The sequence below is a fragment of the Streptococcus sp. C300 genome, from assembly GCF_000187645.1.
Lineage (GTDB): Bacteria > Bacillota > Bacilli > Lactobacillales > Streptococcaceae > Streptococcus > Streptococcus oralis_CQ.
Genome location: NZ_GL732466.1, coordinates 496,939 through 510,951, shown reverse-complemented (window position 1 = coordinate 510,951; position 14,013 = coordinate 496,939). Strand labels below are relative to the sequence as shown.

Annotated in this window: 11 protein-coding genes; 3 read left to right on the top strand and 8 right to left on the bottom strand. The window is 40.9% G+C overall.

Going from position 1 to position 14,013, the window contains the following annotated elements; genetic code table 11:
* Positions 1–7 precede the first annotated feature (7 nt).
* Positions 8–451 (top strand): D-aminoacyl-tRNA deacylase, encoded by a 444-nt coding sequence (gene dtd, locus HMPREF0849_RS02490; protein ID WP_000691413.1) that lies wholly within the window; start codon positions 8–10, stop codon positions 449–451.
* Positions 452–482: 31 nt separating this feature from the next.
* Here dtd and HMPREF0849_RS10665 read toward each other — a convergent pair whose 3' ends face one another.
* From HMPREF0849_RS10665 to HMPREF0849_RS02460, 6 genes are all read right to left on the bottom strand, one after another.
* Entirely contained in the window at positions 483–896 is a 414-nt protein-coding gene (locus HMPREF0849_RS10665; protein WP_000732787.1) for a hypothetical protein, read from the bottom strand.
* Positions 897–1,003: 107 nt separating this feature from the next.
* Positions 1,004–1,654, bottom strand: a complete 651-nt coding sequence (locus tag HMPREF0849_RS02480; RefSeq protein WP_000188541.1) for a metal-dependent transcriptional regulator — start codon at positions 1,652–1,654, stop codon at positions 1,004–1,006.
* Positions 1,655–1,737: 83 nt separating this feature from the next.
* Positions 1,738–2,232 (bottom strand): thiol peroxidase, encoded by a 495-nt coding sequence (tpx, locus tag HMPREF0849_RS02475; protein WP_000206539.1) that lies wholly within the window; start codon positions 2,230–2,232, stop codon positions 1,738–1,740.
* A gap of 121 nt (positions 2,233–2,353) precedes the next feature.
* Positions 2,354–3,286, bottom strand: a complete 933-nt coding sequence (locus HMPREF0849_RS02470) for a metal ABC transporter substrate-binding protein (protein ID WP_000733061.1) — start codon at positions 3,284–3,286, stop codon at positions 2,354–2,356.
* A gap of 25 nt (positions 3,287–3,311) precedes the next feature.
* Positions 3,312–4,160: a metal ABC transporter permease gene (locus HMPREF0849_RS02465; protein ID WP_000634600.1), complete on the bottom strand. Its 849-nt coding sequence runs from the start codon at positions 4,158–4,160 to the stop codon at positions 3,312–3,314.
* Positions 4,157–4,879 (bottom strand): metal ABC transporter ATP-binding protein, encoded by a 723-nt coding sequence (locus tag HMPREF0849_RS02460; RefSeq protein ID WP_000619171.1) that lies wholly within the window; start codon positions 4,877–4,879, stop codon positions 4,157–4,159. Before HMPREF0849_RS02460 ends, HMPREF0849_RS02465 begins: the two co-directional genes overlap by 4 nt.
* Before the next feature lie 178 nt (positions 4,880–5,057).
* On the opposite strand from HMPREF0849_RS02460, the gene HMPREF0849_RS02455 reads away from it, so the two are divergent.
* Complete coding sequence (locus HMPREF0849_RS02455; RefSeq protein WP_000150230.1) at positions 5,058–6,950, top strand: M13 family metallopeptidase; 1,893 nt, start codon at positions 5,058–5,060, stop codon at positions 6,948–6,950.
* A gap of 38 nt (positions 6,951–6,988) precedes the next feature.
* On the opposite strand, the gene HMPREF0849_RS02450 is transcribed toward HMPREF0849_RS02455, so the two are convergent.
* Both HMPREF0849_RS02450 and HMPREF0849_RS02445 read right to left on the bottom strand, forming a co-directional pair.
* Positions 6,989–7,618: an MBL fold metallo-hydrolase gene (locus tag HMPREF0849_RS02450; RefSeq protein ID WP_000690875.1), complete on the bottom strand. Its 630-nt coding sequence runs from the start codon at positions 7,616–7,618 to the stop codon at positions 6,989–6,991.
* A gap of 101 nt (positions 7,619–7,719) precedes the next feature.
* Entirely contained in the window at positions 7,720–8,913 is a 1,194-nt protein-coding gene (locus HMPREF0849_RS02445) for a ferredoxin reductase family protein (protein ID WP_000838551.1), read from the bottom strand.
* Positions 8,914–9,467: 554 nt separating this feature from the next.
* Between HMPREF0849_RS02445 and HMPREF0849_RS10660 the strand changes: the two genes are divergently transcribed.
* On the top strand, positions 9,468–14,013 hold a 4,546-nt coding region (locus HMPREF0849_RS10660), incomplete at its 3' end, for a YSIRK-type signal peptide-containing protein (RefSeq protein WP_000837689.1).

Genomic DNA, 14,013 nt, shown 5'->3' with positions numbered 1-14,013 from the left:
GGCTATTATGAAAATCATCATTCAACGAGTCAAGAAAGCCCAAGTCAGTATCGAAGGTCAGGTTCATGGAAAGATTAATCAGGGACTATTATTGTTGGTCGGTGTTGGTCCAGAGGACCAAGAGGAAGATTTGGACTATGCTGTGAGAAAGCTCGTCAACATGCGGATTTTTTCAGACGCAGAAGGCAAGATGAATCTGTCTGTCAAGGATATTGAAGGGGAAATCCTTTCTATTTCCCAGTTTACCCTCTTTGCGGATACCAAGAAAGGCAATCGTCCCGCCTTTACAGGTGCAGCCAAGCCGGATATAGCAACTGCCTTCTATGAGTTTTTCAATCAAAAGCTAGCTCAGGAAGTACCTGTTCAGACAGGCATCTTTGGAGCGGATATGCAGGTGGAGCTGGTAAATGATGGGCCAGTTACCATCATTCTTGATACTAAAAATAGATAAGAAAACCAAGCCCAGTTGGCTTGGTTTTTGTTTATAGACACTCCCAGAAGGCGATGTGTTTGTTGTAAAAGTCGGGATAGTTTTCTCTTAGGTGGCTAGCCGTCATATAATATAAAGTAGAATGACAGGAAGTAAAGACTGGAGTAAGAGAGTAGAAATATTGAGGGTCAGTGATGGCTAAAAAGACAAATAATAGAAAATCGCTGATGAGCACTCCTAAATAGTAGAAGCGAATTTTTTTGTTCATCTGAGGATAAATCTCAGAGAACTGTTTTTTGAGTCGATTGACCAAGCGAAATAGCAGTAGTCCTTGAGCAAGGATGAAAATGAAGCAAAAAATCAGGCCTCTCTCCAAAGAAAGTTCGTATCGGGGTCTGAAAGTTACCAACAGTAGCAAATCGCTGACTACAATGGCTGCAAAATGGATTCTAAAGAGCTTTTTCATAGGAAGACCTCCCTCTTTTATCTAGCTTCATTCTACATCAAACGAATGGAACTTACAACTAAAATAATAAAAAATCCCTGAAAGGAATTTCTTTCAAGGATAAGGGCTTAGTTGATTTTTTCGACATAGAGTTGTTTGGCGATATCCATACTAACTTGGAGGTCTTCACCTTTGTTGACCAGTGTAAAGGTATTGGAAAAATTATCAAACTGCTTGACTTTGACTTGGTTACCGATATGAATCTCATGCTTTTCTAAGTATTTAAGTAAGTCAAAGCTATCGTGAACTCGAGTCAGGAGATAGGTTCCAGCTTCCTTGGTACCTGCCAGTGGTAAGTTGTTGATTTCAACCAAGAGCTCTCCCTTGGCTGGGATGGTTCCTCCGTGGGGACAGGTTTTAGGGAAGCCCAGCAGTTTATCCAGTCTCTCTACGAAGAGATCGGATACAGTGTGCTCTAGGACCTCGGCTTCTTCGTGGATCTGGTCACTGGTATAGTCGAGATGGTGAACTAGAAAGACCTCAATCAACCGGTGTTTGCGATAGAGCTCGGAGACTAGTTTGAGCCCAATATCTGTCAATAGATAGCCATTCTCCTTGTCCTTGAGGATGAGATTTTCACTTTTCATGCGTTTGATCATCTCTGTTACGGCAGGTGGAGAGACTTGCATACGGGCAGCAATTTCCTTATTGGTGATTTTTTGCATTTCCGTACCGATTTCATAAATACATTTTAGGTAGTCTTCTTTATTTGGCGTCATTCGTTTCCTCTTGTCTTTTCTCTCCATCTAGTATATCAAAAAAAGCTAGATTTCTCTAGCCTTCTGCCCTAATGGCTTTGATTTTAGTCCAGTTCTTTTACTGCAGCAATAGCAGCTTCAAAGTCTGGTTCCGTGTTGATGTTGTCAACGTATTCTACGTAACGGATGACATTGTCAGTATCGAGAACAAAGACGGCACGTGCAAGGAGATGCCATTCGTTGATCAAGAGGGCATAATCGCGCCCGAAAGAATGGTCAAAATAGTCTGAAAGCATGATGGCATTGTCAAGGCCTTCAGCCCCGCACCAGCGTCCTTGGGCAAATGGTAGGTCCATAGAAACAGTAAGAACGACGGTATTGTCGAGGTTGGCAAGTTCCTGGTTGAATCGACGTGTTTGCGTTGAGCAGATACCGGTATCGATAGAAGGGACAACACTCAAGACTTTTTTCTTTCCATCAAAGTCAGCTAACGTTTTTTTAGAGAGATCGGTTGTCGTAAGAGAAAAGTCGAGTGCCTTGTCTCCGACTTGCAGTTGTTTACCTGTAAAGGTTACAGGATTTCCGAGAAAAGTGGTCATGAAACTACTCCATTCTTTTTTTCTTTTATTTTACCGAGAATTGTCAGATTTTTCCAATGATTTGACTGGAAATTAAGCGATAAAAAACGCCTGTTCATGTGAGAACGACGTTTTTAATGGATTATTTTGACAAACCTTCAGCAATCTTGTCAAGGTTGTATTTCATCATGCTGTAGTAGCTGTCGCCATCTTTACCTTCTTCAGCGATTGAGTCAGTAAAGATTTGTGCGTAAATTGGAATATTTGTGTCTTGTGAAACAGTCTTCATTGGACGGTCATCGACACTTGATTCAACAAAGAGTGATGGAACTTTTGTTTGGCGAAGTTTTTCAACCAAGGTCTTGATTTGTTCCGGTGTTCCTTCTTCTTCTGTGTTGATTTCCCAGATGTAGGCACTTGGAACTCCGTAAGCTTTAGAGAAGTATTTGAAGCATCCTTCGCTGGTTACGATGAGTTTCTTTTCAGCAGGGATATTGTTAAATTTCTCTTTGGCTTCCTTGTCTAGTTTGTCTAGTTTTTCAGTATAGTCTTTGAGATTTTTTTCGTAGAATTCCTTGTTGCTAGGATCTTTTGCAATCAACTGTTTAGCGATATTTTTAGCATAAATTATCCCATTTTCAAGGTTTAGCCAAGCGTGTGGGTCTTCTTTGCCTTTCTCGTTTTGACCTTCAAGGTAGATGATGTCTACACCGTCGCTAACTGCATAGTAGTCTTTGTTTTCAGTTTTCTTGGCATTTTCGACCAATTTGGTAAACCAAGCATTGCCACCTGTTTCAAGGTTGATACCGTTATAGAAAATGAGGTCAGCCTCAGAAGTTTTCTTTACGTCTTCAGGAAGTGGTTCGTACTCGTGTGGGTCTTGACCAACAGGAACGATACTGTGAAGATCAATCTTGTCACCAGCGATATTTTTAGTAATATCAGCAATGATAGAGTTAGTCGCTACAACCTTCAGTTTTTGGTTTGTAGATGCTGCATCTTTTTTCCCACTAGCACAAGCAGCTAAACCAATGATAGAAAGAAAAAGAACGAGCAATGTACCTAATTTTTTCATTAGATTCCTCCAGAAGGGTTTCCCCTTATTTATTGATTTTTTTGTTTTTTAGTTTCAAGTATCGTTGCTTTGGAGAGATAAAGAAACTGATTAAAAAGAAGCTGGCGGATGTGAGCACGATGCTGGATCCTGCTGCGAGATTGAAGCTATAGCCGATAAAGAGTCCCAAAACAGAAGCGGTTGCCCCTAGGGTTGATGAAAGAAAAATCATGCTCTTTAGGCTATTAGCATAAAGGTAAGCCGTCGCAGCTGGGGTGATCAACATGGCCACGATAAGAATCGTTCCAACACTTTGCATGGCAGTGACTGACACAAGGGTCAAGAGCACCATGAGTAGATAGTGATAGAAATTAACAGGCATTCCCATGGCTTTAGCCAAAAGCTCGTCAAAGGATGTAATCAATAGTTGTTTAAAGAAAATCCCGATAATCAAGAGAATGATTGCCCCCACACCAATGGTGATCCACATGTCCGTATCTTGGACAGCGAGGATATTCCCAAAAAGGATATGGAAGAGGTCTGTCGAACTCTTGGCAACACTAATCAAGATGACACCTAAGGCTAAGAAAGATGAAAAGGTAATACCAATGGCAGTGTCACTCTTGATGATAGAGTTCCCCTTGATGTAGGTAATGATGATGGAAGCCATCAAGCCAAAGATGATCGCTCCAATAAAGAAATCAATTCCCAGGATAAAGGAAAGGGCTACGCCGGGCAAAACTGCGTGAGAGATGGCATCCCCCATGAGAGACATTCCACGTAAGATGATAAAACATCCCACGGCTCCAGCAACCACCCCGATGACTATAGCTGTTATCAGGGCATTTTGTAGGAAATGGAAATGTTGCAATCCATCGATAAATTCTACTATCATAGGTCACCTCCATTAAAGAAGAGCTTACTACCATAAGCTTTTTTGAGATTGACTTCGGTAAAGGTTTCTTCAGTTAAACCAATAGCAACCAATTCTCGATTGAGAAGCATAACTTGGTCGAAATAATGGGGGACTTTGCTGAGGTCATGATGGACGATGAGAACTGTTTTACCAGCTTTTTTAAGGTCTCTCAGTGTATTCATGATAATCTCTTCACTGATCGAGTCAATCCCGACAAAAGGCTCATCTAAAAAGATGTAGTCAGCTTCCTGCACTAAGCAGCGGGCAATCAAAACACGTTGGAATTGTCCTCCAGAGAGCTGACTGATTTGGCGATCAGCATAGTCTGAGAGTCCAACGATTTCAAGTGCATTCGCCACTTTTTTCCAGTGGCTGGCCTTTAAAGTGTGGAAGAGCGGGATAGATGGATAGAGTCCCAGTGAGACACATTCCTTGACCTTGATAGGGAAATTGTAGTCGATATGGATTTTTTGCTCGACATAGGCAACTCGATGTAAAGATTTCTTGACTTCTTTGTCATCGAGATAGGCCTGACCTTCGTGTGGGATAATTCCCAACATACTTTTTAATAAAGTTGATTTTCCAGCACCGTTTGGACCAATAATTCCGGTAATAGTTGGTCCTTGGAGCACTAGTGAAATATCCTTTAGTGCCAACGTTTCTTTGTAGGAGACACTGAGGTTTTCGATACGTATCATACAGTTATTTTCCTCCTGTCTTTTAATATACCTTAAAAAAAAATTAAGTCAAGTTAATTTTAAAAAAATTTAAAATAATAACTGAAAAATGAAGAAAAAAGAGAGACCATTTTTAATTGCATTCCCAAGTGTTTTTTGCTAAGCTAAGAATAAGTGAAAAAATGAAAGCGAGAACAAGATGACACATTATCAAGACGATTTTTATGATGCAATCAATGGCGAATGGGAAAAGACAGCTGTCATTCCAGCTGATAAATCTCGAACAGGTGGCTTTATTGACCTTGATGAGGAGATTGAAGAGTTAATGCTGGCAACTACGGACAAGTGGTTGGAAGGCGAAGATGTTCCAGAGGACGCTATCCTCGCCAACTTTGTTAAGTACCATCGAATGGTACGTGATTTTGATAAGAGGGAAGCAGATGGGATCAAACCTGTCCTTCCTCTGCTCAAGGAATACCAAGACTTAGAAAGTTTTGAAGATTTTACCAGCAAACTAGCAGCGTTTGAACTAGCTGGTAAACCTAATTTCCTTCCATTTGGAGTATCACCAGACTTTATGGATGCCAGAACCAATGTTCTCTGGGCTAGTGCACCAGGGACGATTTTACCAGATACAACTTATTACGCCGAAGACCATCCTCAGCGTGAGGAGCTCTTGACTCTTTGGAAGGAAAGTACGGGGAATCTTCTCAAAGCCTATGATTTTTCAGATGAGGAAATCGCAGACTTACTAGAGAAAAGATTGGAATTGGACCGTCGTATTGCGGCTGTAGTGCTTTCTAACGAAGAAAGTTCAGAGTATGCCAAACTCTACCATCCATACGCTTATGAAGATTTCAAGAAATTTGCTCCTGCCCTACCTTTGGATGATTTCTTCCAAGTAGTTCTTGGCCAAACTCCAGATAAAGTTATCGTAGATGAAGAACGTTTCTGGCAAGCAGCAGATCAATTCTATAGTGAAGAAGCGTGGCCTCTACTCAAAGCAACCTTGATTTTGGGTGTGGTCAATCTCTCAACAAGCTATCTCACAGATGAGATTCGTGTCCTGTCAGGTGCTTATGGTCGTGCCCTTTCAGGTGTTCCAGAAGCTCAGGATAAGGTCAAGGCAGCTTATCACTTGGCCCAAGGACCTTTCAAGCAAGCTCTTGGTCTCTGGTATGCGCATGAAAAATTCTCCCCAGAAGCTAAGGCTGACGTAGAGAAAAAAGTAGCGACTATGATTGACGTTTATAAGGAACGCTTGGCTAAGAACGACTGGCTCACACCTGAAACGCGAGACAAGGCCATTGTCAAACTCAATGTCATCAAGCCTTATATCGGTTATCCAGAGGAATTGCCAGCCCGCTACAAGGACAAAGTAGTGGACGAAACTGCCAGTCTCTTTGAGAATGCCCTAGCCTTTGCGCGTGTGGAAATCAAGCACAGCTGGAGCAAGTGGAACCAACCGGTTGATTACAAGGAGTGGGGGATGCCAGCTCACATGGTTAATGCCTACTACAATCCACAGAAAAACTTGATTGTCTTCCCAGCAGCCATTCTACAGGCTCCATTCTATGATTTGCATCAGTCATCTTCTGCTAACTACGGTGGTATTGGTGCTGTTATTGCCCACGAGATTTCTCATGCCTTCGACACAAATGGCGCTTCTTTTGATGAAAATGGTAGCCTCAAGGATTGGTGGACAGAGAGTGACTATGCTGCCTTTAAAGAAAAAACGCAGAAAGTTATCGACCAGTTTGATGGGCAAGAATCTTACGGAGCAACGATCAACGGAAAACTAACTGTATCAGAAAATGTTGCTGACTTGGGAGGAATTGCTGCAGCCCTTGAAGCTGCTAAGAGAGAGCCAGACTTCTCTGCTGAAGAATTCTTCCACAACTTTGCTCGTATCTGGCGCATGAAAGGCCGTCCTGAGTTGATGAAACTCATGGCCAGTGTCGATGTGCACGCGCCTGCCAAACTCCGTGTTAATGTCCAAGTACCAAACTTCGATGACTTCTTTACAACATACGATGTCAAAGAAGGCGATGGTATGTGGCGTTCACCAGAGGATCGTGTGATTATTTGGTAAGACAAAAACCAAGGAATTTTTCCTTGGTTTTTTGTTTGCTAGAAAAAGGGATTAAAGGTCTTCTCGTGAGCGATAGTCGTAGCTGGACCATGCCCAGGATAGACATCGTAGTTAGGAAGAGTAAAGAGTTGCGTCTGAATGCTATGAAGGAGTTGTTCCGTGCTACCTGTAGGAAGGTCTGTTCGTCCGATGGTTTCTCGGAATAGAGCATCTCCGGTCAAGACTAGATGAGCATCAGGAAAGACGAGGGAAACGCCGCCGATAGAGTGGCCTGGAGTAGGAAGTACAGTAAAGCGGAAGTCCTCGATTTGGTATTCTTGATGAAAGACAAAGGTGTGTTCTGCAGGTTTTGCGACCACATCTGCCATATCATCGTGACGAGGGAGACCAGAGAGATTATCGACTGGAGTATAAAGCCAGCTAGCTTCGCTCTCTGCTACATAAACTGGGGGATTTCCAAAAGTCTCGCGAACCAAGTCTAGACTCATAATATGGTCGTAGTGGGTGTGGGTCAGGAGAATCGCACAGACTGGTTTGTTGATTTTTTCGATAGTCTTGCGAATAGCTTCCCAATGGCTACCTGGGTCAACCACAATCAGGTGTTGGACTCCTTCCAGATAATAAGTGTTTTCATAAGCAACGGGATTCACGGTTTTATGGATTTTCATACTGGCTCCAATCTCAAAGAATGTACTAAACTAAGTATAGCACAGAAGAGGGAAATAAAGTGAAAAGAAAGTTCCTCTTTTGTGTTAGAGGGACAATGATCTTATTTAAACTTGAAACCTTCGTAAATGAGTTTTGCTTTGGGATTCTTTTTCTTAATTTGCTTGGCAAGGGCCTTCATCATAGGAAGAGGTCCACACATATAGACTGTAGTCTGGTCAGGGATTTCTTCTTGATCCAAAGTCAGGTATCCTTTTTCATTGCTATCGACTAGCTGCAGGTCAAAGTTAGCATTTTGACGGGCGTAGTCACGAAGTAGATCTAGGTAGACAGCATTTTCCTCTCCACGGAAACTATAGTAGAAACGAACGTTCCTGTCTAGGATAGGATGCTCCCGGATATAAGAGATGAAAGGTGTCATTCCAATTCCACCTGCGATCCAGATTTGCTGCTTTGGACCATGTTCCATAGTCATATGTCCATAGGCGCGATCAACTGCAACCTTGCTACCAACTTGAAGATTGTCATAGATATTCTTGGTGTGGTCACCAGAGTTTTTTATCGTAAAATAAAGAGTTCGTCCTTGCCCTCCTGAGATGGAGAAAGGGTGTGGGGCAGTCTCAAAACCTTTTTGGAAAATTTTTAGAAAGGCAAATTGTCCATATTCGTAGGTGAAAGGATGACTGAGCTCTATTTCAATTTCAGCTGTATCGTGGTTGAGGCGTTTGATTCCTACGATTTTTCCAAGATAGGTGAAACCGACCTTTTGATAAAGGAAAATAATATAAAAACCTGCAAGCAAGCCTAAAAGAGCATAGATTCCAAAGATAAGACCTAGGAAACTAAAGGAGAGGAGGCGATTTCCCATGATCATCAAAACATGAAAAAGGCCAAAGATATAGGCTAGATAAACCAATCGATGAATCCATCTCCAAGCTTCATACTGGATGTACTGTCCCAGATAGGCAACCAGAATGATACTGATAAAGATATAGATAGCGATATTTCCAAACTGTGCGGCCAAATGCGAACCCCAGAGACCGCCCATGCTAAAGTTGTGTAGGGTTAGTAGGAGAATGGATAGAAAAGCCGTGAATTTATGAGCTAGATACATCTTTTCAAGTCCGTTGAACCAAGCCTCAAGCAAGGGTAAACGGCTAGCTAGTATAAAAGTAAGTGAGAGGGTAGTGAGAGCTAAACCAGGGATTAGAAACTGACTAGCACCTGAACTGAGCCAAGCTAGGATAGTCAGAAGCATACTAAGTCCGATAAATAAAATACCTTTTAATGATTTCATAGTAGAAGTCCTTTCATGGATTTATCTTATATTAGATGTAATAAGATTTGTTACATTTTAACAAAAAAAGAATCTCTAGTCAAGGTTTAGATTCTAGGCCTCTAAGTCAAATCTTCATGATAATCTATAAATAATGGCTAAGAAATATACTGTTAAATTTGTGCACTTCTTATAGAAAATTTTTTGTTATAACAATGTAAGACTTGGGAAAATTTAACTTCTACAAGACTCTAAAAAATAAATTGATACATCAAAGTGTATTTTATTTAATTATAAGATAAATGGTTCCTGGAATTTACACGCTGTAAACCTGCATGAATATTGGTTTTTTAAAGTATTTACCATTAAATTATTTTTGTATTTTTCTAAAATAAAATTATATAAATTGTTGAAAAAGATAGGGCAAAGTGTTAGTATGAATATGCATATTGAATACGAGGATATAATCCTTTTAGAATAATGAAATTTAAGGACCATTTTTCGAGTAGGGAAGAAATTTCGTTTTTTCTATATTTCAATATCGACATAATAAAAATAGGGAGGTTGTGTATCTTATGAAGAGTAAGCAACAGGGGTTTAGAACGGAGAAGTACATTCGTTATGGTATTCGGAAGTACAGCTTTGGGGCAGCGTCGGTGGCAATTGCGGCCGGTTTGATGATGTTCCTAGGTAATGGTGCGGTATCGGCAGCGGAAGTACAAGGTGCAGATGCAACAGTGGCAACGACAACACCAGTAGCAACAAAGGAGTCGGAGTCAACTATAACGGCGGAGAAATCTGAAGCTAAGGCGTCAGAAAAAGTAGTAGAGACTAAAAAAGTTGATAAGACTGCTCTGACTAAAAAAGTAGTTGAGTTAGAAGCGAAGATTGCATCTGCAAAGAAAGCTGATGCAACAGCGATAGCTACTGCAAATGAAGTATTGACTGCGGCAAAGGCAGTTCTTGCAAACGAAACTGCAAAACAGGCTGATATCGATGCAGAGCATGCTAAAGTTGAAGCTTTGATTACAGTTGTAGTTGAGTCAGACGAAGCTGGGAAACAAGTTGAGGAAACAGCAGAAACTACAGCAGTCAAACCAGTGGCGACCACTGCTACAGAAAAAGCAGAAAAAGTAGAAGAAACAAAAGAAACTGTCGAACCAGTCCAAGAAGGTAAAAAAGTCTTAGAACAAGTTACGTCTGAAGCTGAGGTAACCAATGTTTTAGCAACTGAAGCAGTCCGTAGAAATAAGCTTGAGGCTGAAAACAAAGCAGCAATTGAGGCGGCGATAGCTAATAATAAGGAAGTTATTGCAGAAACCAAAAAAGTCCTAGCGAATGATACCCTTACAGCTAAACAAATCAATGATCAATTGTCACGCTTAAATGATTCCATTATTGCTGTCTACAATGATTTGAAGAAAGCGGGAGTTGGAAAAGACGGAAACTTCGGAGTAGCTTTGGCTGCTCAAGATTTCTATGCTGAAGAGGGTTCTAACACAACTCATGCATCGGAAACAAACGCTTCAAATCATACTGGTAAAGATACCTATACAATTCCGGTACAAGAAATTAAATTAATTACGGGTACTGATGCTACAGGGCTAGAGATTGAAGTCTATTCTAATCAACGGACTGGTGAAGATACCAATGCTGGAAATGGGATGCATACAGAACAAGGTGGAAAAACTGGTCATAACAACAAAGGACGTGTAGACTATCCATTAACCCCTGATGCCGCTAAAAAGTTAGCTGAAGAAGCACCACTTTGGAGAAATAAACTCCGTGCGGATGGGTCAAGAATTTCAAACTCTGCGACGTCAATATACTCTGCTAACGGTGGTTATGAATACCTAGCTACAGAAATTTATGGCTATGGGTATGAACAAGGAGTTGACAGAGTTTATATTAAAGGTTTGAAAGATCGTATCGCTGTTTCTGAAAATGCCAAGCAAGCTGGTTGGAGTTTAACTTCTGTAACCCCAACTAACCTTGTGCCGGGATTGACATACGATTCAGAAACAGACACAATTCAAGGAAAAGTTATAGCGGATATTGAAAATGGAGTTTATGATTTACGATTTAATATTACTGCGACCAATACAGATGGTCGAACAGTAACTTTCCAAATTCAGAATCTTCGTGCTGGTTGGGTCGGGTGGCAAGATAGCACGCCTCCTAAAATAAAGTCAGACTCTGAGCGTTATGATCGTAAAGTAGGTGATGATGCTAATGTAAACATTCAATTCTATGATGAATCAGGTGCTAGTGCAACACCAGCAAATAGTCGAGGAACTTATAACTACACGACGGTTGAAGGAAAAGTTGTAAGAGTGCCTCAAAGATTTTCTAGAGCAGTGACAGGAGTTTCAGGATATAACACCATTGGTGAACAATTAGATGATTCTAAAGTCCTAATTCCAGGTACTAGCTATAGTGTTGCAAACAGTACTTCTGATGAGCAAGCTGCTGATCAAACGAATATGGGGAGAGGAATCATTTCTGGAAAATTAACTGAAGCAGGAATTTACACAGTCTCCGTATTTGCAAAAGATTATGATAGATTGGCTAATAATAATGTCTGGAACCAATCTGGACAAGAAGCACATGCTACTGTAACATTAGTCGTGAAACCAAAGGTTGAGGTTCAAAACGTTGAAACTTACTCAACAGTTGTACCAGTAAAAATTTCTAAAGGTGCTACAAGTGCTAAGGTTACAATGCCAGATGGAACTGTAACAAACTTGAAAGCCGTTAATGGTAAATGGCTTGTAGACAGTGGTTCAACCAATACAGCGGTTACTGAAAATCAAGAACTAGGTGCTGTAGATTCGAATACCGTCTTTAATATTCCAGTCACGTCAGAAGCAACTGCAAAAGTTGGTGTTGATAATATCAAAGTAGAAGCATCAGCTGAAAATGTTAAGGGAACTTTCTTACGTGAACAAGTTGAGTTAAATGGAACAGATGGGCAAAAACATACTGCGACTTTTAATAAGGCTACTGGACACTGGGAGTTACCTGGCGACTATGCTGAAAGTAAAACACTGAATGGTGATGGTACGACAAGATGGACTAAACGTCAAGTGTACACAGAAGCTCAGCAAGACGGTGGTATGAAATTTTATATCTATGAGTACATTCGACAGCTTGATAGCACTGGGAAAGTGACAAGTGTAGAAACGCCAACTCGTCCAGAAACGATTTATGTTTCTAAGAATACTAATCAGGTAGGAGATGGAATGTCAGTAACTGTCACTTACGATAAACATTCAAATACCTGGGCGTCATCTGATGGAACTGAAGTGACTGCTACTAAGCTTGAAAATGACTCTTGGGAAGTTCATACTAAGTCAGGATTTGGTGGTATTATTAGAGGGACGATTGCAACAAATACTGATGTGGCAACTGTAGTAAATACAAAACCAACAGCAACTTCACAAGATTATACTTCAACAAAAGGTACAGCTGTTGACCTTCGTAATGAAGCAAAAGCTGCAGTAAGCATCTCAGACTCTGAAGATACTAAATATGGAAAAACTACCTATATCACTAGAATCACAGTAACATCTCCTTCAGGAGTTCAGAAGGTTTATGACACTAAACAAGATGCAAACAACTATAATCTTGCTAGTGGTTATACACTGAGTGAAGTGGGAGTCTATACAGTAACAGTTGAAGTTATTGATAGTAATGGCAATTACACAACAGATGCTACAATAGGTGGAACTGAATCTGGTGTGGATCATGGGGCTGGCTCATCAACAGCTACAACAACTTACCACATCACAGTAACAGATACGATTGAAGGTCATAATGTAACATCCACAGATGTTCAAGGAGCGACTCAAACAGGTACTCCAACCTTTACATCTGTTGGTGATGGCTCACCTGTGGCACCAAGTGCTACTTCACCTGCTAAGTTGGTAGATCCTACCACTGGCAAGTTAGTTGACCAAGTAACAATTGATGGTCAAGGAACATACACAATTAATAATGAAACTGGTGTTGTGACATTTGTTCCGTTGAAAACATTCACAGGTACAGCAACCCCAGTGACTGTATCATTAACAGCAACTCTTGGTCAAGATAAAGATGGACAACCTATTACCGCTACAGCGACAGCAACATATACTCCAACTGTTACACCAGTTACTCCAACGGCAACTCCTGCAGAATCAACTGGTATCCAAGGCGCTACTCAAACAGGAACGGTAGCATTCAAAGAAGGACACTCTGTTGCTCCAATCAAGCCGAACTCAGCTGTTCTTCTTGATAAGAATGGTACTCCGGTAGCACCTGGAGCTTCAGTAGATGCAATGGATGAGAATGGTAACAAAGTAGGGGAATATACAATTGACCCAACTTCAAATACTGTAACATTCAGTCCAACCGATAAGACTTACAAAGGTAAAGTCCAACCTGCAACAGTTCAGGCTGAAGATGAGAATGGTACAAAAGTTAAGACAACTTATACTCCACATATTGTAGGTGTTACTCCAACAGCAGAACCTGCTAAGTCAGTTGATGTCCAAGGAGCAACTCAAGAAAGTACAGTAACATTCAATGGTGGTACGACTACACTGGATGGTAAACAGGTGACTGTAGATATTGACCCAGCTACTTTCACTCTTTTAGATGAAACCGGAACTCCAGCAACATCTGTTCCAGCTAAAGACCCTAGTGGAAATGTTATTGGTACATATACTCTGAAAACAGTTGGTGGACAAGCCGTTGCAGTCTTTACCCCAACTGATAAGACTTATAGTGGTGAAGTTCAACCTGTGCGTGTACAGGCTAAAGATAAAAATGGTATTTCGGTTGAAACAACTTACACACCATTGATTACGCCAGTTACACCAACAGCAACTCCAGCAACTTCTGAAAATATTCAAGGAGCAACACAAACAGGCACTCCTACGTTTGTTCAAGGTGATGCAATTGCACCAATTAAACAAGGTTCAGTAAAACTTCTTGATAAAGAAGGAAATGAAGTTCCTGCAGGTCAGACAACTCCAGCTTATGCTGAAGATGGGACTACTGAAATTGGTACATTTTCTATTGATCCAACAACTGGAAAGGTAACCTTTAGTCCAACGGATAAAATTGTAATTCTGGTAA